Here is a 20983-nt window from a genome sequence, read left to right as displayed (position 1 = left end):
CATCCTGTGCCGCCCCGCCTTTCGCCCGCGTCCTGCGGGCTCTCCTGGCAGACTCATTCTGTTCAGCGCTGCGGATTGCCTGCTCCTGATCGCCACCAGTCTGCTCTTAAGCTTCTGGTGCGTGCTGTTAAAAAGGGCACGAGAGTGGAGGCCAGCGCGCCTCTGCTGCTGAAAGGGCTATCCGCAGCGCTGAGGCGTGACGGTGGGCCAGAAGTCCACGCCGGGAAGCGTGGACAGGTCGGGGCCGGCCAGGGAGGGCCGATCCCCGAACGGTTCGTCGGCACGACGTCAAAGCCGAAGGTACCGCGTGAGCGGCGCGAGGACGGCCCGGCAGCAGCAGAGGTGCGCTGGCCCGCACTGCGGCTTGCTCGGCCAGAAAAAAGGCTGCCACGTTTGACCGTGACAGCCTTTACAAATCTAATCTTAACTGATCAGCATTACGACCCGATGTCGCCCTGATTTTACTCAATTAGCGCAGGAAGGCGGGCTGATTCTGCTCATACTGCGAAATGGAGGCTTCGTGCTGCAGCGTCAGGCCGATGCTGTCCAGGCCGTTAATCATGCAGTGGCGGCGGAAGCTGTCGAGCTCGAACGAATAGACTTTATCGCCAGCGGTGACCGTCTGCGCTTCCAGGTCTACCGTAAAGCTGATGCCGGGCTGGTCCGCAACCAGTCTGAACAGCTCATCCACTTCCTCTTCGCTTAACTTCACCGGCAGCAGCTGGTTGTTGAAGCTGTTGCCATAAAAGATATCCGCGAAGCTCGGCGCAATCACCACGTGAAAACCAAAATCGGTCAGTGCCCAGGGCGCATGCTCACGTGAAGAGCCGCAGCCAAAGTTTTCACGCGCCAGCAAGATGCTGGTGCCTTTGAACTCAGGCTTGTTCAGCACAAAGCCGGGCGTTGGCACGGTGCCCGCGTCATCTTCAAAGCGCCAGTCGTGGAACAGATGCTGTCCAAAACCGGTGCGGGTGACCTTCTGCAAAAACTGCTTAGGAATGATCGCGTCGGTATCGACGTTCGCGGCATCCAGCGGCGCAACAATGCCGGTGTGCTGAGTAAATTTATTCGCCATGACTTAAGCTCCTGTCGTCAGTTCACGGATGTCGGCAAAGTGGCCGGTTACGGCAGCCGCCGCGGCCATCGCCGGGCTGACCAGATGAGTACGTCCACCACGGCCCTGACGGCCTTCAAAGTTACGGTTGCTGGTTGACGCGCAACGCTCGCCCGGATTCAGGCGGTCATTGTTCATCGCCAGACACATTGAGCAGCCTGGCAGACGCCATTCAAAGCCCGCTTCCAGGAAGATTTTGTCCAGACCTTCCGCTTCGGCCTGCGCTTTCACCGGGCCGGAACCCGGCACCACCATGGCGACCACGCCAGGCGCCACTTTACGGCCTTTGGCGATGGCGGCGGCGGCACGCAGATCTTCGATGCGTGAGTTGGTGCAGGAGCCGATAAATACTTTATCAATCGCCACATCGGTCAGTTTGATGCCTGGCTGCAGGTTCATGTAGGCCAGGGCTTTTTCGGCTGAGGCGCGCTCAACCGGATCGGCGAACGAGGCCGGATTTGGGATCACCTGATCAACGGCAATGACCTGACCCGGATTGGTGCCCCAGGTGACCTGCGGTGCAATCTCTTCAGCATGCAGCGTTACCACCGCATCATATTTCGCGCCTTCGTCAGACTTCAGGGTGCGCCAGTAATCAACGGCCTGCTCCCATTTCTCACCCTGCGGCGAGAACTGACGACCTTTCAGATAGTTGAAGGTGGTCTCATCCGGTGCCACCAGGCCCGCTTTCGCACCCATCTCAATCGCCATGTTGCACAGGGTCATACGACCTTCCATGCTCAGCGCCTGAATCGCCGGACCGCAGAATTCGACCACATAGCCGGTTCCGCCTGCGCTGCCGGTTTTGCCGATGATCGCCAGCACGATATCTTTAGCCGTAATGCCGGTTGACGCCTGGCCCAGCACTTCAATCTTCATGGTTTTTGCCCGACCCTGTTTCAGGGTCTGGGTAGCAAACACATGTTCAACTTCAGAGGTGCCGATACCAAAGGCCAGCGAGCCAAACGCACCGTGAGTCGCGGTGTGCGAGTCACCGCACACAATCGTCATGCCCGGCAGCGTCATGCCCTGCTCAGGACCGATAACGTGGACGATGCCCTGGAACGGATGATTCAGGTCATACAGCTGTACGCCAAACTCAGCGCAGTTCTTCATCAGCTCCTGCATCTGAATACGCGCCATCTCTCCCGACGCATTGATATCTTTGGTCTGCGTAGAAACGTTGTGATCCATGGTGGCAAAGGTTTTGCCCGGCTGACGGACTTTACGTCCGTGCGCGCGCAGACCATCAAAGGCCTGGGGCGAGGTCACCTCATGGATCAGATGGCGATCAATGTAGAGTAACGGCGTTTCTTCTGGCGTTTCGTGGACGACATGTGCATCAAATAACTTCTGGTATAAGGTTTTCATTTTTTTATTTTTCCTCGGCGATAAAGCGGGCAATGATGCTGCCCATCTCATCTGTGCTGACCGCTGGGCCATCACCGGCTAAATCTTTGGTGCGGTAGCCCTGTTCCAGCGCACGGCTGATGGCGCGTTCGATACTGTCGGCAGCCTCATCGGCATTCAGGCTGTAACGCAGCAGCAGCGACAGCGACAGGATCTGGGCGACCGGGTTGGCAATATTCTGACCGGCGATATCCGGCGCCGAGCCACCCGCGGGTTCGAACAGGCCAAAGCCCGCTTCATTCAGGCTGGCGGAAGGCAGCATCCCCATCGAGCCGGTGATCATGGCGCACTCATCAGAGAGAATATCGCCGAACAGGTTGGAGCAGAGCAGCACGTCAAACTGCGACGGGTCTTTGATCAACTGCATAGTGGCGTTGTCGATATAGATGTGGCTCAGCTGCACGTCCGGGTACTCTTTGGCCACTTCGTTGACGATTTCACGCCACATCACCGAGGTCTGCAGCACGTTGGCTTTATCAACCGAGGTGACTTTGTTACGGCGTTTGCGCGCCGATTCAAACGCGATGCGGGCGATGCGCTCAATTTCGAAACGGTGATAAACCTCGGTATCAAATGCACGCTCTTCCGGGCCGCTGCCTTCACGTCCTTTCGGCTGACCAAAGTAGATGCCGCCGGTCAGTTCACGCACGCACAGAATGTCGAAGCCTTTGGCAGCAATGTCGGCGCGCAGCGGGCAAAACGCCTCCAGTCCGCTGTAGAGTGCAGCCGGACGCAGGTTACTGAACAGCTTAAAATGTTTGCGCAGCGGCAGCAGCGCACCGCGCTCCGGCTGCGATGCCGGCGGTAAGTGCTCCCACTTCGGGCCGCCAACGGAACCAAACAGGATCGCGTCGGCCTGCTCGCAGCCTGCAACCGTTGCGGGTGGCAGGGGTTCGCCATGCTGATCGATAGCAATGCCGCCGACCGCATACTCCTGGGTGGTGATCTGCATATCAAAGCGCTGACGAATGGCATCCAGCACTTTCATAGCCTGCGCCATCACTTCCGGGCCGATACCATCACCGGGTAAAACTGCGATATGAGATGAGCTGGACATGGTTATACGGTTTCCTTCTGATCTTTAAATTTGCGCTGCAATTCTTGTTCAACCTGACGGGCACGCCAGATATTGTTCAGAGCGTTGACCATCGCTTTGGCGGAGGACTCCACAATATCGGTCGCCAGACCAATGCCGTGGAACTTGCGGCCGTTGTAGCTCACGACGATATCGACCTGACCCAGCGCATTCTCGCCGTGGCCTTTCGCGGTCAGCTTGTAGTTAACCAGCTCAGCGTCGAACTGGGTGATACGGTTAATCGCCTGGTAGACCGCGTCAACCGGGCCATTACCGGTGGCTGCATCCGATTTAGCGACATCGCCGCAGCCCAGATTGACAGAGGCGGTGGCGGTGATGCTGGAACCGGTCTGGACGTTAAATTCGTGCAGCTGGAAATGTTCCGGCTCTTCATTCTGCTTGTTGATGAAGGCCAGCGCTTCCAGGTCGTAATCGAAAACCTGCCCTTTTTTATCGGCCAGTTTCAGGAAGGCGTCATACAGCGTATCCAGATTGTAATCCTGCTCGGCATAGCCCATCTCTTCCATACGATGTTTTACCGCCGCGCGGCCAGAACGTGAGGTCAGGTTCAGCTGGATTTTGTGTAAGCCGATCGATTCCGGCGTCAGGATTTCATAGTTCTCGCGGTTCTTCAGCACGCCATCCTGATGGATACCCGAGGAGTGAGCGAAGGCGTTAGAGCCGACCACTGCCTTGTTCGCCGGGATCGGCATGTTGCAGATCTGGCTGACCATCTGGCTGGTACGGTAGATTTCCTGATGATTGATATTGGTATGCACGTTCATGATCTGCTGGCGGGTTTTAATCGCCATGATCACCTCTTCCAGCGCACAGTTACCGGCACGTTCACCCAGGCCATTCATCGTTCCTTCCACCTGACGCGCGCCCGCCTGTACGGCAGCCAGGGCGTTGCCGGTTGCCATACCCAGGTCATCGTGAGTGTGAACAGAGATAATCGCTTTATCGATGTTAGGAACGCGATTCATCAGCTCGCCGATGATGTGGGCATACTCACCTGGCAGGGTGTAGCCAACGGTATCCGGGATGTTGATGGTGGTGGCACCGGCGTTAATCGTGGCTTCTACCATCCGGCACAGGTCATCAATCGGGGTACGGCCGCCATCTTCGCAGGAGAACTCAACGTCGCTGGTATAATTACGCGCACGTTTCACCATATGCACCGCACGCTCAATCACTTCTGGCAGCGTGCTGCGCAGTTTGGTGGCGATGTGCATCGGTGAGGTAGCGATAAAGGTATGAATACGGAAGGCTTCGGCAACGCGCAGTGATTCGTACGCCGCATCAATATCTTTTTCCACACAGCGTGCCAGACCGCAAACCCGACTGTTTTTAATGGTGCGCGCAATGGTCTGCACAGACTCAAAGTCGCCCGGTGAGGAGACCGGGAAACCGACTTCCATCACATCCACGCCCATGCGCTCCAGCGCTAAAGCAATCTGCAATTTTTCTTTCACACTCAGGCTGGCCTGTAATGCCTGCTCACCGTCGCGCAGAGTGGTATCGAAAATAATGACTTGCTGGCTCATCGTAATCATCCTTATGCTTTTTCTGGCCTGGCAACGAGCATAAAAAAACCCGCGACAGGCGCGGGTTTTTAACTTTCAGCAGGTTTGAATCAGTGTTTGATTCCGCCCACAAGTCTACCGCGCAAGCTGAGTGCGTTTAGTAGTAGACCGAGAAGGCGAACAGAACGAAACATGGATTCAAACCTTATAAAATGTTGTGCTGTACATATTGGTACTGGAATCACTCAGGGATGTCAACCTTCAATGCAGGGGTATTCTTAGTGGTGCCAGAGGAAGATATTCTGTTATTTAACGGTCAGGCAGCGTAATGAACAGCGCCGTAGTGACTGCGGAGGCAATCGACCCGGGAATGAGCACTGATTCTGCGGGTCTTTGATTTTATTGTATTGAAAATTAAAGACTTTATCGGAAGGGTGCCTCACGAGGATACAGGATATATCACCTGCTCTTTAGCATAATCGAATGCGCTTCAACGATTTAATGGTTAATTACGCCAGAAAAGAAAAGTGTCAGGCGATTGTGGGCCAGGGCAGCCGGGTAATAAGTTTTCGTTATTTCTTAGATCACGCTGAAAATAATTTCTTAATCAGCATTTTCCTCTGCGGTTCTGCCGCGTAATTAGTTTAATCCGCGCAGCCAATTCTTATCGGGCAGAGCCTTTACGCCCCTGCCTTTTAATTTACGTGGGTTTGCGGTTTGCCTGCCCGGTTAACTGCGGTTATGGTAATCGACCTACTCTCAGAAAAATAAACTCAACAGATTTCTCTGTAACCGGACAGCGGCAGTTGTTTCCGCTGTCATGCATAAACATAAGATTTTGATTGGCAAAGCAGGCACCGGGGCTATGTGGTACGCGCTAACGGGCGTATTAACAGAGCCGGGTCCGCAAGCCTGGAGGCAGAAGATGGAGATGTTGTCAGGAGCCGAAATGGTCGTCCGTTCGTTAATCGATCAGGGCGTTAAGCAGGTATTCGGTTATCCGGGTGGCGCAGTGTTGGATATCTATGATGCGCTGCAAACCGTCGGGGGTATCGATCACATTCTGGTGCGTCATGAGCAGGGTGCGGTGCACATGGCTGACGGCCTGGCGCGCGCCACCGGTGAAGTCGGCGTGGTGCTCGTCACCTCCGGACCCGGCGCAACCAATGCGATTACCGGTATCGCCACCGCCTATATGGACTCGATTCCGCTGGTGATCCTCTCGGGTCAGGTTCCCTCGTCGCTGATTGGCTATGACGCCTTTCAGGAGTGCGACATGGTCGGCATCTCTCGTCCGGTAGTGAAGCACAGCTTCCTGGTGAAAAGTACCGAAGAGATCCCAACCGTGTTGAAAAAGGCGTTCTGGCTGGCTTCCACCGGACGTCCGGGGCCGGTGGTGATCGATCTGCCGAAAGATATTCTGAATCCGGCCAACAAGTTGCCTTATCACTGGCCGGATACGGTGAGCATGCGCTCCTACAATCCGACTATTCAGGGCCATAAAGGTCAGATTAAGCGTGCGCTGACCACGTTGCTGGCCGCGAAGAAGCCGGTGATCTACGCCGGTGGTGGTGCCATTACCGCAGGCTGCGAAGCGGAACTGTTAAAGCTGGCCGAAAGCCTGAATATTCCGGTGACGACCTCGCTGATGGGCCTGGGCGCGTTCCCTGGCACTCATCGTCAGTGCGTTGGCATGCTCGGTATGCACGGCACGTACGAAGCCAACATGACGATGCACAACACCGACCTGATTTTTGGTATTGGTGTGCGCTTCGATGACCGCACCACCAACAACCTGGCGAAGTATTGTCCCAACGCCACGGTGATGCATATCGATATCGACCCGACCTCTATCTCTAAGACGGTGGCGGCGGATATCCCGATTGTCGGTGATGCGAAGCAGGTGCTGCAGCAGATGCTGGAGTTACTGGCGCAAAGCGAAAGCCAGCGCGCTGAGAGCCTGCACGACTGGTGGCAGGAGATTGAGGGCTGGCGCAGTCGTCACTGCCTGGAATTTGATCGCACCAGCGACAAAATCAAGCCGCAGGCGGTGATTGAAACTATCAGCCGTCTGACCAAAGGCGATGCGTATGTGACCTCGGATGTGGGCCAGCATCAGATGTTTGCTGCGCTCTATTATCCTTTCGACAAACCGCGTCGCTGGATCAACTCCGGCGGTCTGGGCACCATGGGCTTTGGCCTGCCCGCTGCGCTGGGTGTGAAGATGGCGCTGCCGGACGAAACAGTCATCTGCGTAACGGGCGATGGCAGTATCCAGATGAACATTCAGGAGCTTTCCACCGCGCTGCAGTACGATCTGCCGGTGCTGGTGCTGAACCTGAACAACCGGGTGCTGGGCATGGTGAAGCAGTGGCAGGATATGATCTACTCCGGTCGTCACTCCCAGTCTTATATGGAGTCACTGCCTGACTTCGTGCGTCTGGCGGAAGCCTACGGCCACGTCGGGATCGCGATTGAGCACCCGGCTGAGCTGGAAGAGAAGCTGGCGCTGGCGCTGGAAACCCTGGCGAAGGGACGTCTGGTATTCGTGGATGTCACCGTTGACGGTAGCGAGCATGTTTACCCGATGCAGATTCGCGGTGGCAGCATGGATGAGATGTGGTTGAGCAAAACGGAGAGGACATAATTATGCGTCGTATTTTATCAGTTCTGCTGGAGAACGAATCCGGCGCATTATCCCGTGTCGTCGGCCTGTTCTCGCAGCGCGGCTATAACATTGAGAGCCTGACCGTGGCACCAACGGATGATCCTACGCTGTCGCGGATGACCATTCAGACGGTGGGCGATCAGAAGGTGCTGGAGCAGATTGAAAAGCAGCTGCACAAGCTGGTAGATGTGCTGCGCGTTACCGAGCTGGGGCAGGGCGCCTATGTTGAGCGCGAAATCATGCTGGTGAAGATTCAGGCGAGCGGTTATGGCCGCGAAGAGGTGAAGCGTAACGCCGAGATCTTCCGCGGTCAGATCATCGACGTGACGCCGACGCTGTACACGGTTCAGCTGGCAGGCACCAGTGACAAACTGGACGCCTTCCTGAGTACCGTCCGCGACGTTGCCGAAATTGTTGAAGTGGCACGCTCCGGTATCGTCGGCGTTTCACGCGGCGATCGTATCATGCGTTAATCACGCAGCGTCATCATCAATCCTCACCTAACCCGGCGAAATGCCGGGTTTTTTTATTTTTTATGCGCCAGGCGAGTTACATTCAGAAAAGCGGTTGCTCCGCGCACTTTTCTGCTGTTAGATGATAGCCATGAGTTATCCATAGCTTAACTGCGGCTATTTCTGCCGTAAAAGCGGATTTGATGGTGGGGTTATCGTGAAACTGGATGAAATTGCGCGTTTGGCAGGCGTGTCGCGCACCACGGCCAGTTATGTGATCAATGGCAAAGCGCGGCAGTATCGTGTCAGCGACAAAACCGTTGAGAAAGTCATGGCGGTGGTACGTGAGCATAATTATCACCCTAATGCGGTGGCTGCCGGGCTGCGCGCCGGGCGTACGCGCTCTATTGGGTTAGTGATCCCCGATCTGGAAAATACCAGTTATACCCGTATTGCGAACTATCTTGAGCGGCAGGCCCGTCAGCGCGGCTATCAGCTGCTGATCGCCTGTTCTGAAGATCAGCCCGATAACGAGATGCGCTGCATTGAGCATCTGTTACAGCGGCAGGTCGATGCGATCATCGTCTCTACTTCGTTACCGCCAGAGCATCCCTTTTATCAGCGCTGGATCAACGATCCCCTGCCGATTATTGCGTTAGATCGCGCGCTGGATCGTGAACATTTCACCAGCGTAGTGGGTGCCGATCAGGACGATGCTCATATGCTGGCGGCTGAACTGCGTCAGCTTGAGGTCAAAAATGTGCTGTTCCTCGGTGCGTTACCCGAGCTGTCGGTAAGTTTCCTGCGCGAGCTGGGTTTCCGCGATGCATGGAAAGACGATCCCCGGCCGATTGACTACATCTACTGCAATAGCTTCGAACGCACAGCCGCCGCGGCACTGTTTGAACAATACCTTGAAGATCACCCGATGCCGGAGGCGCTTTTTACCACCTCATTTGGTCTGCTGCAGGGTGTGATGGATGTGACGCTGAAACGAGACGGACGGCTTCCGACCGAGCTGGCCATCGCCACCTTTGGCGACCACGAATTACTGGACTTTCTTGAGTGTCCGGTGCTGGCGGTGGGTCAGCGTCATCGCGACGTGGCAGAGCGCGTGCTGGAATTAGTTTTAGCCTCGCTGGATGAACCCAGAAAACCAAAACCCGGGTTAACCCGCATTCGCCGTAATTTATACCGTCGCGGACAATTAAGCCGAAAAGTTAAATGAGTCACGGGCAGTATTACGCTGCCCGCCTCTTTTATTTAACGATTTAACTGATTAAATAAACAGGTCGACGTAAAAAAGCGTAAATTCTGCTCATCAAATCTAACAAAGCAGAAAGGGTTATTTTTATTATCTGCTTACAACTTCAACAAACTTACTTTCCCGTCTGGCCTGAAGCCGCTGGGCTTCCTTTCGGAAATCCCCTAAAATGCCGCCGCTGTCTCAGAAACCACGATTAATATTTAGCCCTTTACATTGTTTCATTTTTAGTCGTTTTTTCCCGGGTCGTTTTTTTTATTCAGGTATTCATCGGCTTAATTTTTACTTTCCCCTTTTATTCGTTTATATCGTCGCCAGAGATTAATTCTTCACTCTGTAAATAGTGATATTCACCTGCCGCTCCGGCTTGACAAGGATTTCATGGGATCCTTAAACTCGTTTCGTGGTAAAAAGTGGGATAAAGTGGCGTAAATGGGTGATGAGGAGAAGAGACTGGCATGTTCCGCGGAGCAACGTTAGTCAATCTCGACAGCAAAGGGCGGCTCGCCGTACCCACGCGATATCGCGATTTGCTGATTGGGGAGTCTCAGGGGCAGATGGTCTGTACCATCGACCTCCACCAGCCATGCCTGTTGCTTTATACCCTGCCCGAATGGGAAATCATTGAAAAAAAGCTGGCACGCCTTTCCAGTATGAATCCACTTGAGCGCCGCGTGCAGCGTTTGCTGCTGGGGCATGCCAGTGAATGTCAGATGGATAATGCAGGCCGCCTGCTGCTGGCGAATACGCTTCGGCAGCACGCAAAATTAACCAAAGAAGTGATGCTGGTTGGACAGTTCAATAAGTTTGAGCTGTGGGATGAACAGACCTGGTATCAACAAGTCAGGGACGATATTGACGCAGAACAGTCGGCTCAGGAGCCTTTATCTGAGCGGTTGCAGGACTTGTCGCTATAGCTATGCAGGAAAATTTCAAACATACCACCGTGCTGTTGGATGAGGCGGTTAACGGCCTCAATATCAGGGAAGACGGTATTTACATCGACGGCACTTTTGGTCGTGGTGGCCATTCACGCCTGATTCTTTCGCAGCTGGGAGAGAAGGGAAAGCTGATCGCCATCGATCGTGATCCGCAAGCTATCGCCGCTGCCGCAGAGATCACCGACCCGCGTTTTTCAATTATTCATGGCCCTTTTTCCGCGCTGGCAGAGTATGTCTCTGAACGGGATCTGGTCGGAAAGATTGATGGCATTTTGCTGGACCTGGGGGTTTCATCACCGCAGCTGGATGACGCCGAACGTGGCTTCTCCTTTATGCGTGACGGACCGCTGGATATGCGAATGGACCCGTCGCGCGGGCACTCCGCCGCAGAATGGTTGCTGCACGCAGAAGAGGCGGATATCGCGTTTGTCCTGAAGACCTACGGTGAAGAGCGATTCGCCAAACGCATCGCCCGGGCCATTGTCGAGCGTAATCGCGAACAGCCGATGACCCGGACCCGTGAACTGGCTGAGGTGATCTCAATTGCCATGCCGGTAAAAGATAAGTTTAAGCATCCGGCCACGCGCAGCTTCCAGGCGATTCGTATCTGGATTAACAGCGAACTGGAAGAGATCGATATTGCCCTGAAAGGCGCTGTTGAAGTGCTGGCTCCGCAGGGTCGTCTCTCTGTTATCAGCTTCCATTCACTGGAAGATCGGCTGGTGAAGCGCTTTATGCGCGATCAGAGTCGCGGACCGCAGGTGCCGCCTGGGATTCCCATGACTGAACATCAGCTGCGTGCCCTGGGTGGGCGTGAACTGAAGTTGCTCGGCAAAATGTCGCCGGGTGACGCTGAAGTCTCTGAAAACCCACGCGCGCGCAGCTCGGTATTACGTATCGCGGAGAAAACCGACGCATGATCGGTAATGAGCGTCACAGTCTGCCTGCCGTTATCGGCGGGGATCTGCTGCGAAAAGGCAAGATTCCGGTGCTGTTGCTGATCGCTGTGGTGGTTTCTGCCGTGCTGGTGGTGACTACCACCCATAAAACACGACTGTTAACCGCGCAGCGCGAACAGCTGGTGCTGGAGCGTGACGCACTCGATATCGAGTGGCGCAACCTGATCCTGGAAGAGAATGCGCTAGGCGATCACAGCCGCGTTGAACGCATCGCCACCGAGAAGCTGCAACTGCAGCACGTTGATCCTTCACAAGAAAATATCGTGGTGCAGAAATAAGGACCTCAGATAGCGAATGAGCGGCACAGGCAGAACGCTGAAATTGAAGAAACCGGAAGATAAAGCCAGCTTTGTAAGCTGGCGTTTTGCGTTGCTGTGCGGCTGTATTTTACTGGCGCTGGGTGGATTGCTGTCACGTGTGGCCTGGCTGCAGGTGATTAATCCTGGCAAGCTGGTAAAAGAGGGCGATCTGCGCTCGCTGCGTGTTCAGGCGGTGCCCACCTCACGCGGCATGATCAGCGATCGCGCCGGACGCCCGCTGGCAGTCAGTGTGCCGGTCAACGCTATCTGGGCCGATCCCAAAGAGCTGCACGCCGGTGGCGGCGTGACGCTGGACAGCCGCTGGAAGGCGCTTTCCGATGCGCTCTCTATTCCCCTTGATCAGCTGGCCGCCCGCGTGAATGCCAATCCCAAAGGCCGCTTTGTCTATCTGGCGCGCCAGGTCAATCCGGCTATCGGCGACTACGTTAAAAAACTCAAACTTCCCGGTATTCATCTGCGCGAAGAGTCGCGCCGTTACTATCCTGCCGGACAGGTCACCTCCCATCTCATTGGCTTTACCAACATCGACGGGCAGGGCATTGAAGGCATCGAGAAGAGCTTTGATAAGTGGCTGACCGGTGCACCCGGCGAGCGGACGGTGCGCAAAGATCGGTACGGTCGGGTCATCGAGGATATCTCTTCGGTGGACAGCCGGGCCGCTCATAACCTGACGCTGAGCATTGATGAGCGGTTACAGGCGCTGGTTTACCGTGAACTGAATAACGCCGTTGCCTTTAACAAAGCGGAATCGGGTACGGCGGTGCTGGTGGATGTCAATACCGGTGAAGTGCTGGCGATGGCCAACAGCCCGGCTTACAACCCGAACAATCTCGGCAACACGCCAAAAGATCTGATGCGTAACCGCGCCATCACCGACATTTTCGAACCTGGCTCTACCGTGAAGCCGATGGTGGTGATGACGGCGTTGCAGCGTGGTGTGGTGAGAGAGAACAGCGTCCTGAATACCGTGCCGTACCGCGTCAATGGTCATGAGATCAAAGATGTGGCGCGCTACAACGAATTGACCCTGACAGGGGTTTTACAGAAGTCGAGTAACGTCGGTGTTTCACGTCTGGCGTTAGCGATGCCTTCCTCAGCGCTGGTAGAAACTTACGCGCGCTTTGGACTGGGCAAACCGACCAATTTGGGGCTGGTCGGGGAAAGCAGTGGCTTATACCCTAAAAAACAACGGTGGTCTGACATAGAGAGGGCCACCTTCTCTTTCGGCTACGGGCTAATGGTAACGCCGTTACAGTTAGCGCGAGTCTACGCAACGATTGGCAGCTATGGCATTAATCGCCCGCTGTCGATCACCAAAGTGGATCCGCCCGTCGCGGGACAACGCGTTTTCGATGAGTCACTGGTGAAAACCGTGATGCACATGATGGAAAGCGTGGCGCTGCCCGGTGGTGGTGGCGTCAAAGCGGCAATCAAGGGTTATCGCATTGCGATAAAAACCGGTACGGCGAAAAAGGTCGGGCCGGACGGACGCTACGTCAATAAATACATTGCCTACACCGCAGGCGTCGCGCCTGCCAGTCATCCCCGATTCGCGCTGGTGGTGGTGATCAACGATCCCCAGGCCGGCAAGTATTACGGCGGTGCGGTCTCTGCACCGGTATTTGGAGCCATCATGGGTGGCGTACTGCGTACCATGAACATCGAGCCGGACGCGTTACCGACCAATGACAAGAATGAGCTGGTGACTAACAGAAGTGAGGAATCAAGTGACAGATCGTAACCTGCGCGATTTACTCGGCCCCTGGGTGCCAGGCGCGCCGGCGCGCCCACTGCGTGACATGACCCTGGATAGCCGCATTGCGGCTTCTGGCGATCTGTTTGTCGCTGTTGCAGGCCATCAGGTTGATGGACGCCGTTTCATTCCGCAGGCAATTGCGCAGGGCGTTGCCGCTGTGGTGGCGGAAGCTGAGGGTGAAGCGGTCGACGGCGAAATCCGTGAAATGCACGGCGTACCGGTTATCTATCTGGCGCAGCTGCATCAGCGCCTTTCGGCCCTGGCAGGCCGTTTTTATCAGCAGCCGGGCGAAAAACAGAAGCTGATTGGCGTCACCGGCACCAACGGTAAAACCACCACCACCCAGTTGCTGGCGCAGTGGGCGACGCTACTGGGTGAGACCAGCGCGGTGATGGGCACCGTCGGAAATGGGCTGGTAGGTCACTTAGCGGCGGCAGAAAATACCACGGGTTCAGCGGTTGATGTTCAGCATCTGCTGCACGATCTGGCTGAAAAAGGGGCGACCCTGACCGCAATGGAAGTCTCGTCACACGGACTGGTTCAGCATCGCGTCGCTGCGCTGCCGTTTGCCGCAGCGGTCTTCACCAATCTCAGCCGCGATCACCTCGATTACCACGGTGATATGCAGAGCTATGAGTCAGCTAAATGGCTGCTCTTTTCTGAGCATCAGGTCGGGCAGGCGATTCTTAACGCGGATGACGAAGTCGGTCGTCGCTGGCTGGCGCGCTTACCTGATGCCGTTGCGGTCACCATGGAGGATAACCTCCAGCCGGGCTGCCACGGGCGCTGGCTTAAAGCCGATGCGGTGGATTACCACGATAACGGCGCACATATTCGTTTCAGCTCCAGCTGGGGCAACGGCGAAATCGACAGTCCGCTGATGGGTGCCTTCAACGTCAGCAATCTGATGCTGGCGCTGGCGACGCTGCTGTCACTGGATTATCCGCTGGCGACGCTAATCAGCGTTGCACCGCAGTTGCAGCCGGTCAACGGGCGTATGGAAGTGTTCAGCGCCGCAGGAAAACCGACGGTTGTCGTGGATTATGCCCACACCCCGGATGCGCTGGAAAAAGCGCTGGAAGCGGCACGTCTGCACTGCAAAGGAAAACTCTGGTGCCTGTTTGGCTGCGGCGGTGACCGTGACAAAGGCAAACGCCCGTTAATGGGCGCGATTGCTGAGCAATATGCGGATGTGGTGGTGATTACGGATGACAATCCGCGCAGCGAAGATCCGCAGGCGATTGTAAAAGATATTCTGACCGGTTTGCTGGACCCAGGCCGCGCCCGCGTGGTCTCTGGTCGTGCGCAGGCGGTCACTAACACTATTATGCAGGCGCAGCCCGACGATATCGTGCTGGTGGCTGGCAAAGGCCATGAAGATTATCAGATCATCGGCAATCGCCGTCTCGACTACTCCGATCGTGCCACCGTTGCGGCACTGCTGGGAGGCGTTGCATGATTCCGGTTTCATTAAAAACCCTGGCGGAGATCACCGGCGGCACGCTGCATGGCAGCGATTTAACGCTGAGTGACGTGACCACCGATACCCGCAAAGTCACGGCGGGCAGCCTGTTTGTTGCGCTGGTGGGCGAACGCTTTGATGCGCACGACTTCGCCGGCGATGCCATTGCGAATGGCGCACAGGCGCTGCTGGTAAGTAAGCATTTACCTGTCGCTGTGCCACAGGTGGTGGTTGAAGATACCCGTCTCGCCTTTGGCAGGCTGGGCGCATGGGTTCGTCAGCAGTCGAACGCCCGTGTAGTGGCGCTGACCGGCTCCTCCGGCAAAACCTCGGTTAAAGAGATGACGGCGGCGATTCTGCGTGAGTGTGGCGAAACGCTCTACACCGCAGGCAATCTTAACAACGATTATGGCGTACCGATGACGCTGCTGCGGCTGACCGCAGAACATCAGTATGCGGTCATCGAACTCGGTGCGAATCATCAGGGCGAAATCGCCTACACCACCGGACTGGTTCAACCGGAAAGCGCGCTGGTGAATAACCTGGCCGCGGCGCATCTGGAAGGTTTTGGTTCGCTGGCCGGTGTCGCTAAAGCCAAGGGCGAGATCTTCCAGGGCTTACCGGCTCAAGGCATTGCGATTCTGAACGCAGAGAGCAATGACTGGCCCAACTGGCAGCGCACGCTGCAGGATAAAACCGTGTGGCGTTTCTCACCGCAGGCGGCAGAGTGTGAATTCTCCGCCCGTGATATCCGCATTGCTCAGGATGGTACTCATTTTGTGATGATAACGCCGCGTGGCGAAGCTGAGATCGTGCTGCCATTGCCGGGTCGGCATAACATCGCCAACGCCCTGGCGGCGGCGGCACTGGCTCTGTCAGTGGATGCACCGCTTAGCGCCGTTCAGCAGGGGCTGAAAAACCTGCAGTCGGTGCCAGGTCGTTTGTTCCCGGTTCGCCTCTCTGCGCATCAGCTGCTGCTGGATGACAGCTACAACGCTAACGTCGGTTCGATGACAGCAGCTGTTCAGGTCCTGTCAGAGATGCCGGGTTACCGGGTGCTGGTCACGGGTGATATGGCGGAACTGGGTGAAGAGACCGAAAGTTGTCACCGCGAAGTGGGGCAAGCGGCACGTGACGCAGGCATTGATCGCGTGCTGAGCACCGGAAAATTCAGCCATTTCATCAGTGAAAGCAGTGAAGTTGGCGAACATTTCAGCGATAAGACTGCGCTGACTGAACGTTTGCGTCAATTGTTGTCCGAACACTCAGAAATTACCGTCCTGATAAAAGGTTCACGTAGTGCCGCCATGGAGCAGGTAGTACAGAGCTTAAAGGAGAAAGGAACATGTTAGTTTGGCTGGCCGAGCATCTGGTCGCTTTTTATTCGGGATTTAACGTCTTTTCCTATCTGACGTTTCGCGCCATTGTCAGCCTGCTGACCGCGTTATTCATCTCTCTCTGGATGGGGCCGCGCCTGATCGCGTGGCTCCAGAAATTACAGATTGGCCAGGTCGTCCGTAACGATGGCCCGGAATCGCATTTCAGTAAGCGCGGCACGCCGACCATGGGCGGCATCATGATTCTGACCTCCATCACCATTTCGGTGCTGATGTGGGCATATCCGTCGAATCCCTATGTCTGGTGCGTGCTGTTCGTGTTAATCGGCTTTGGCATCATCGGTTTTGTCGATGACTACCGCAAAGTGGTACGCAAAGACACCAAAGGCCTGATCGCCCGCTGGAAATATTTCTGGATGTCGGTGATTTCGCTGGGCGTCGCGTTCGGGCTCTATGCGGCAGGTAAAGATACCCCCGCGACCCAACTGGTCGTGCCCTTTTTCAAAGACATCATGCCGCAGCTAGGTCTGTTTTATGTGCTGCTGGCTTACTTTGTGATTGTCGGAACGGGTAATGCGGTCAATCTGACCGATGGCCTGGATGGGCTGGCGATTATGCCAACCGTCTTTGTCGCCGCGGGCTTTGCGCTGGTTGCCTGGGCCACCGGTAACGTGAAGTTTGCTGAATATCTGCATATTCCCTATCTGCGTCACGCCGGTGAGCTGGTGATTGTCTGTACCGCCATTGTCGGGGCAGGGCTGGGCTTCCTGTGGTTCAACACCTATCCGGCTCAGGTCTTTATGGGCGACGTGGGTTCGCTGGCGCTGGGCGGCGCGCTGGGCACCATTGCGGTGTTGCTGCGTCAGGAATTTTTACTGGTGATCATGGGCGGCGTATTTGTGGTTGAAACGCTGTCGGTGATCCTGCAGGTGGGATCGTTTAAGTTGCGCGGCCAGCGTATTTTCCGCATGGCGCCGATCCATCACCACTATGAACTTAAGGGCTGGCCGGAACCGCGCGTCATTGTGCGCTTCTGGATTATTTCGCTAATGCTGGTGCTGATTGGCCTGGCCACGCTGAAGGTGCGTTAATCATGGCTGACTATCGGGGTAGAAAAGTCGTCATCATCGGGCTGGGCCTCACCGGGCTCTCCTGTGTTGATTTCTTTTTAGCGCAGGGCGTAACGCCTCGCGTGATGGACACCCGTGTCTCGCCGCCGGGGCTGGATAAATTGCCCGGGCAGGTTGAACGCCATCTGGGCGGCATCAACGGCGACTGGCTGCTGGCGGCCGATCTGATTGTTGCCAGCCCTGGCGTCGCGCTGGCGCATCCGATTCTCAGCGAAGCCGTCGAAGCCGGCATTGAAATTGTCGGCGACATTGAGCTCTTTTGCCGCGAGGCGCAGGCGCCGATCGTGGCGATCACCGGCTCCAACGGTAAAAGCACGGTGACTACGCTGGTGGGTGAAATGGCGAAAGCCGCAGGCTGGCAGGTGGGCGTCGGCGGCAATATTGGTCTGCCCGCGCTGAGTCTGCTGCAGTCACCGGCGCAACTCTATGTACTGGAACTCTCCAGTTTCCAGCTGGAGACCACGCACAGTCTGAAAGCTGCGGCGGCAACCATACTTAACGTCAGCGAAGATCATATGGATCGCTATCCGCTGGGTATGCAGCAGTATCGCGCCGCTAAGCTGCGGGTTTATGAGAATGCACAGGTCTGCATCGTTAACGCCGATGATGCGCTGACGATGCCGGTACGCGGCGCGGACACCCGCTGCGTCAGCTTTGGTGTCGATTTCGGGGACTACCACCTTAACAAGCAGCAGGGCAGTATCTGGCTGCGGGTGAAAGGCGAGAAGGTCCTGAACACGGCCGAAATGAAGATGGTGGGACAGCACAACTACACCAATGCGCTGGCTGCGCTGGCGCTGGCCGATGCGGTGGGACTGCCACGCGCTTCCAGCCTGGCTGCCTTAACGCACTTTAACGGTCTGGCGCATCGCTTCCAGCTGGTTCATGAGCATCAGGGCGTGCGCTGGATCAATGACTCCAAAGCCACCAACGTCGGCAGCACCGAAGCAGCGCTGAATGGCCTGCAGGTGAAGGGAACGCTGTGGCTGCTGATGGGCGGTGATGGCAAGTCGGCCGATTTTACGCCGCTGATCCCCTGGCTGCAGGGCGACAATGTGCGCCTTTACTGCTTTGGTCGCGATGGCGATGCGCTGGCGGCGCTGCGTCCGGAGATCGCCGTGCGCACTGAGACCATGCGCCAGGCGATGGAGCAGATTGCGCCGCAGGTTAAAGCAGGCGATATGGTTCTGCTGTCGCCAGCCTGTGCCAGCCTTGACCAGTTCCGTAACTTTGAGCAGCGCGGTGAGCAGTTCGCGCAACTGGCGAAGGAGCTGAGCTGATGCGTATTCCTGGCGCCGGACTGGCGGGATATTTCTCAGGACGCCTGAAAGACTGGGTCATGGGCGCACGCGAAAGTGATGACTCTTCGCTGGTGCTCTATGACCGCACACTGCTATGGCTGACGCTGGGCCTGGCGGTGATTGGTTTCGTGATGGTGACGTCGGCTTCAATGCCGGTGGGTCAGCGTCTGAATGACGATCTCTTTTATTTTGCCAAGCGCGATGCCTTCTACATCGTGCTGGCTGTATGTATGGCGCTGGTCACGCTGCGGGTGCCGATGGATTTCTGGCAGCGCTACAGCAACGTGATGCTGATGGTCACGGTCGCGATGCTGCTGATTGTTCTGGTAGTCGGTAGCTCGGTTAACGGTGCATCGCGCTGGATCGCGCTGGGTCCGCTGCGTATTCAGCCTGCAGAGCTGTCGAAGCTCTCTCTGTTCTGCTATCTCGCCAGTTATCTGGTGCGCAAAGTGGAAGAGGTGCGTAACAACTTCTGGGGCTTCTGTAAGCCGATGGGCGTGATGGTGGTGCTGGCCGTATTACTGCTGGCGCAGCCGGATCTCGGTACGGTGGTTGTGCTGTTTGTGACGACCCTGGCGATGCTGTTCCTGGCGGGCGCCAAACTGTGGCAGTTCCTGGCAATCATCGGTTCCGGCATCTTTGCGGTGATCCTGCTGATCATTGCAGAACCCTACCGTATGCGCCGTGTGACCTCGTTCTGGAACCCGTGGGAAGATCCCTTTGGTAGTGGCTACCAGCTGACCCAGTCACTGATGGCATTTGGTCGCGGGGAATTCTGGGGCCAGGGGCTCGGTAACTCCGTGCAAAAGCTGGAATATCTGCCCGAAGCGCATACCGACTTTATTTTCGCCATCATCGGGGAAGAACTCGGCTACGTCGGTGTGGTAATGGCACTTTTAATGGTATTCTTCGTCGCTTTTCGTGCGATGTCGATTGGCCGTCGTGCTCTGGAACTGGATCAGCGTTTTTCCGGCTTTTTAGCCTGTTCAATCGGAGTCTGGTTCAGCTTCCAGGCGCTGGTTAACGTCGGTGCGGCAGCCGGTATGTTACCGACCAAAGGTCTGACCTTACCGCTGATCAGTTACGGTGGGTCAAGTCTGATCATTATGTCGACTGCCATCGTCTTTTTATTACGCATAGATTATGAAACGCGCCTGGCGAAAGCGCAGGCGTTTACCCGAGGTGGTCGATGAGCGGTAAGCGATTGATGGTGATGGCAGGCGGAACCGGCGGACATGTCTTTCCCGGTCTGGCTGTCGCCCATCATCTGATGGAACAGGGCTGGCAGGTCCGCTGGTTAGGCACTGCCGACCGTATGGAAGCCGATCTGGTGCCAAAGCACGGCATCGACATCGACTTCATCCGCATCAGCGGATTACGTGGTAAAGGCATGAAGGCGTTGCTGCTGGCACCGCTGCGCATCTTTAATGCATGGCGTCAGGCCCGTCGCATCATGAAAGCCTGGCAGCCGGATGTGGTGCTGGGCATGGGTGGCTACGTTTCCGGTCCTGGCGGCTTAGCGGCCTGGAGTTGCGGTATTCCGGTGGTGCTGCATGAGCAGAACGGTATTGCCGGGCTGACCAACAAATGGCTGGCGAAAATCGCTACGAAAGTATTGCAGGCGTTCCCGGGCGCGTTTCCCGCCGCCGATGTGGTGGGAAATCCGGTTCGCACTGGTGTACTGGCACTGCCTTTACCCGCGCAACGTCTCGCGAATCGTCATGGCCCGATACGGGTGCTGGTGATCGGTGGCAGTCAGGGTGCGCGGATACTGAACCAGACGCTGCCGCAGGTTGCCGCGCTGGTGGGTGATGAGATCACCCTGTGGCATCAGACCGGTAAAGGGTCGTTGCCCGAAACAGAGAAAGCTTATCAGCAGGTCGGGCAGACGCAGCACAAGGTGAGCGAGTTTATTGATGACATGGCTGCCGCCTACGCCTGGGCTGATGTGGTGGTGTGCCGCTCCGGCGCGTTAACCGTGAGCGAAGTCGCTGCCGCTGGCTTACCGGCGATTTTCGTGCCATTTCAGCACAAAGATCGCCAGCAGTACTGGAACGCGCTGCCGCTGGAGAAAGCGGGCGCCGCCAGAATTTTTGAGCAGCCGCAATTTACTGCGGAGGCTGTAGCGGATCAGCTACGCCACTGGGATCGCGCAACACTGCTGACGATGGCTGAGCAGGCCCGTCAGGTGGCGATCCCCGATGCGACTGAACGGGTCGCTCAGGAAGTGGCTCGCGCCGCAAAGTAATCATTCCGGTCAGCGCGTCT

At 56.4% G+C, this 20983-nt stretch carries 18 protein-coding genes; 13 read left to right on the top strand and 5 right to left on the bottom strand.

Annotated elements, in window-relative coordinates; translation table 11 throughout:
* Nucleotides 1-469 precede the first annotated feature (469 nt).
* From leuD to leuL, 5 genes are all read right to left on the bottom strand, one after another.
* Nucleotides 470-1075 carry a 3-isopropylmalate dehydratase small subunit gene (gene leuD / locus ACXKZD_RS16135; protein WP_010253835.1) on the bottom strand — a complete coding sequence of 202 codons (606 nt, stop codon included), beginning with the start codon at nucleotides 1073-1075 and terminating at the stop codon, nucleotides 470-472.
* Nucleotides 1076-1078: 3 nt separating this feature from the next.
* On the bottom strand, nucleotides 1079-2485 hold the full coding sequence (gene leuC, locus ACXKZD_RS16130; RefSeq protein WP_010671818.1) for a 3-isopropylmalate dehydratase large subunit: 1407 nt from the start codon (nucleotides 2483-2485) through the stop codon (nucleotides 1079-1081).
* 4 nt (nucleotides 2486-2489) lie between these two features.
* Nucleotides 2490-3581, bottom strand: coding sequence for a 3-isopropylmalate dehydrogenase (gene leuB / locus ACXKZD_RS16125; RefSeq protein WP_022625403.1), 1092 nt, complete (start codon nucleotides 3579-3581; stop codon nucleotides 2490-2492).
* A 2-nt stretch (nucleotides 3582-3583) separates the two neighbouring features.
* Entirely contained in the window at nucleotides 3584-5146 is a 1563-nt protein-coding gene (gene leuA, locus ACXKZD_RS16120; protein ID WP_010253843.1) for a 2-isopropylmalate synthase, read from the bottom strand.
* An 89-nt stretch (nucleotides 5147-5235) separates the two neighbouring features.
* Nucleotides 5236-5319: a leu operon leader peptide gene (gene leuL, locus ACXKZD_RS16115; RefSeq protein ID WP_099257765.1), complete on the bottom strand. Its 84-nt coding sequence runs from the start codon at nucleotides 5317-5319 to the stop codon at nucleotides 5236-5238.
* Between the two features lie 731 nt (nucleotides 5320-6050).
* Here leuL and ilvI point away from each other — a divergent pair.
* The 13 genes from ilvI (at nucleotide 6051) to murG (ending at nucleotide 20963) form a co-directional block, all read left to right on the top strand.
* Nucleotides 6051-7772 carry an acetolactate synthase 3 large subunit gene (ilvI, locus tag ACXKZD_RS16110; RefSeq protein ID WP_010671820.1) on the top strand — a complete coding sequence of 574 codons (1722 nt, stop codon included), beginning with the start codon at nucleotides 6051-6053 and terminating at the stop codon, nucleotides 7770-7772.
* Nucleotides 7773-7774: 2 nt separating this feature from the next.
* Nucleotides 7775-8266, top strand: coding sequence for an acetolactate synthase small subunit (ilvN, locus tag ACXKZD_RS16105; protein WP_003854770.1), 492 nt, complete (start codon nucleotides 7775-7777; stop codon nucleotides 8264-8266).
* A gap of 196 nt (nucleotides 8267-8462) precedes the next feature.
* Nucleotides 8463-9473 (top strand): catabolite repressor/activator, encoded by a 1011-nt coding sequence (cra, locus tag ACXKZD_RS16100; RefSeq protein WP_010253851.1) that lies wholly within the window; start codon nucleotides 8463-8465, stop codon nucleotides 9471-9473.
* Between the two features lie 494 nt (nucleotides 9474-9967).
* Entirely contained in the window at nucleotides 9968-10426 is a 459-nt protein-coding gene (gene mraZ, locus ACXKZD_RS16095) for a division/cell wall cluster transcriptional repressor MraZ (protein WP_009092149.1), read from the top strand.
* A 2-nt stretch (nucleotides 10427-10428) separates the two neighbouring features.
* The gene (gene rsmH / locus ACXKZD_RS16090) at nucleotides 10429-11370 is read left to right on the top strand and encodes a 16S rRNA (cytosine(1402)-N(4))-methyltransferase RsmH (RefSeq protein ID WP_010253859.1); all 942 of its coding nucleotides are present in this window, start codon (nucleotides 10429-10431) and stop codon (nucleotides 11368-11370) included.
* Nucleotides 11367-11687, top strand: a complete 321-nt coding sequence (gene ftsL, locus ACXKZD_RS16085; RefSeq protein ID WP_003854764.1) for a cell division protein FtsL — start codon at nucleotides 11367-11369, stop codon at nucleotides 11685-11687. Before rsmH ends, ftsL begins: the two co-directional genes overlap by 4 nt.
* Nucleotides 11688-11703: 16 nt before the next feature.
* Nucleotides 11704-13470 (top strand): peptidoglycan glycosyltransferase FtsI, encoded by a 1767-nt coding sequence (locus ACXKZD_RS16080; RefSeq protein WP_010671821.1) that lies wholly within the window; start codon nucleotides 11704-11706, stop codon nucleotides 13468-13470.
* Nucleotides 13457-14944 (top strand): UDP-N-acetylmuramoyl-L-alanyl-D-glutamate--2,6-diaminopimelate ligase, encoded by a 1488-nt coding sequence (gene murE, locus ACXKZD_RS16075; RefSeq protein ID WP_010671822.1) that lies wholly within the window; start codon nucleotides 13457-13459, stop codon nucleotides 14942-14944. Before ACXKZD_RS16080 ends, murE begins: the two co-directional genes overlap by 14 nt.
* The gene (gene murF, locus ACXKZD_RS16070) at nucleotides 14941-16299 is read left to right on the top strand and encodes a UDP-N-acetylmuramoyl-tripeptide--D-alanyl-D-alanine ligase (RefSeq protein WP_488981731.1); all 1359 of its coding nucleotides are present in this window, start codon (nucleotides 14941-14943) and stop codon (nucleotides 16297-16299) included. Before murE ends, murF begins: the two co-directional genes overlap by 4 nt.
* A complete protein-coding gene (gene mraY / locus ACXKZD_RS16065) occupies nucleotides 16293-17375 on the top strand; it encodes a phospho-N-acetylmuramoyl-pentapeptide-transferase (protein ID WP_003854755.1) in 1083 nt (360 codons plus the stop codon). Before murF ends, mraY begins: the two co-directional genes overlap by 7 nt.
* 2 nt (nucleotides 17376-17377) lie before the next feature.
* Nucleotides 17378-18694: a UDP-N-acetylmuramoyl-L-alanine--D-glutamate ligase gene (murD, locus tag ACXKZD_RS16060; protein WP_010253876.1), complete on the top strand. Its 1317-nt coding sequence runs from the start codon at nucleotides 17378-17380 to the stop codon at nucleotides 18692-18694.
* Entirely contained in the window at nucleotides 18694-19908 is a 1215-nt protein-coding gene (gene ftsW / locus ACXKZD_RS16055; protein WP_010253879.1) for a cell division protein FtsW, read from the top strand. The genes murD and ftsW overlap by 1 nt, the downstream gene beginning before the upstream one ends.
* Nucleotides 19905-20963, top strand: a complete 1059-nt coding sequence (gene murG / locus ACXKZD_RS16050) for an undecaprenyldiphospho-muramoylpentapeptide beta-N-acetylglucosaminyltransferase (protein WP_488981730.1) — start codon at nucleotides 19905-19907, stop codon at nucleotides 20961-20963. The genes ftsW and murG overlap by 4 nt, the downstream gene beginning before the upstream one ends.
* Nucleotides 20964-20983: the final 20 nt, after the last annotated feature.

The sequence above is a fragment of the Pantoea sp. ABR1s genome (assembly GCF_057812235.1).
Note: the sequence above shows the minus strand (reverse complement) of the source record. Positions and strands in the feature narration are given on the sequence as shown.

Excerpts from the sequence above, each read along its gene's own strand:
- ilvN (WP_003854770.1), top strand. The coding sequence starts at position 7,775 with ATGCGTCGTATTTTATCAGTTCTGCTGGAGAACGAATCCGGCGCATTA.
- mraY (WP_003854755.1), top strand. The coding sequence starts at position 16,293 with ATGTTAGTTTGGCTGGCCGAGCATCTGGTCGCTTTTTATTCGGGATTT.
- leuC (WP_010671818.1), bottom strand. The coding sequence starts at position 2,485 with ATGAAAACCTTATACCAGAAGTTATTTGATGCACATGTCGTCCACGAA.
- leuL (WP_099257765.1), bottom strand. The coding sequence starts at position 5,319 with ATGTTTCGTTCTGTTCGCCTTCTCGGTCTACTACTAAACGCACTCAGC.
- murD (WP_010253876.1), top strand. The coding sequence starts at position 17,378 with ATGGCTGACTATCGGGGTAGAAAAGTCGTCATCATCGGGCTGGGCCTC.
- murF (WP_488981731.1), top strand. The coding sequence starts at position 14,941 with ATGATTCCGGTTTCATTAAAAACCCTGGCGGAGATCACCGGCGGCACG.
- mraZ (WP_009092149.1), top strand. The coding sequence starts at position 9,968 with ATGTTCCGCGGAGCAACGTTAGTCAATCTCGACAGCAAAGGGCGGCTC.
- ACXKZD_RS16080 (WP_010671821.1), top strand. The coding sequence starts at position 11,704 with ATGAGCGGCACAGGCAGAACGCTGAAATTGAAGAAACCGGAAGATAAA.
- rsmH (WP_010253859.1), top strand. The coding sequence starts at position 10,429 with ATGCAGGAAAATTTCAAACATACCACCGTGCTGTTGGATGAGGCGGTT.
- leuA (WP_010253843.1), bottom strand. The coding sequence starts at position 5,146 with ATGAGCCAGCAAGTCATTATTTTCGATACCACTCTGCGCGACGGTGAG.
- ilvI (WP_010671820.1), top strand. The coding sequence starts at position 6,051 with ATGGAGATGTTGTCAGGAGCCGAAATGGTCGTCCGTTCGTTAATCGAT.
- ftsL (WP_003854764.1), top strand. The coding sequence starts at position 11,367 with ATGATCGGTAATGAGCGTCACAGTCTGCCTGCCGTTATCGGCGGGGAT.
- ftsW (WP_010253879.1), top strand. The coding sequence starts at position 18,694 with ATGCGTATTCCTGGCGCCGGACTGGCGGGATATTTCTCAGGACGCCTG.
- leuD (WP_010253835.1), bottom strand. The coding sequence starts at position 1,075 with ATGGCGAATAAATTTACTCAGCACACCGGCATTGTTGCGCCGCTGGAT.
- leuB (WP_022625403.1), bottom strand. The coding sequence starts at position 3,581 with ATGTCCAGCTCATCTCATATCGCAGTTTTACCCGGTGATGGTATCGGC.
- murG (WP_488981730.1), top strand. The coding sequence starts at position 19,905 with ATGAGCGGTAAGCGATTGATGGTGATGGCAGGCGGAACCGGCGGACAT.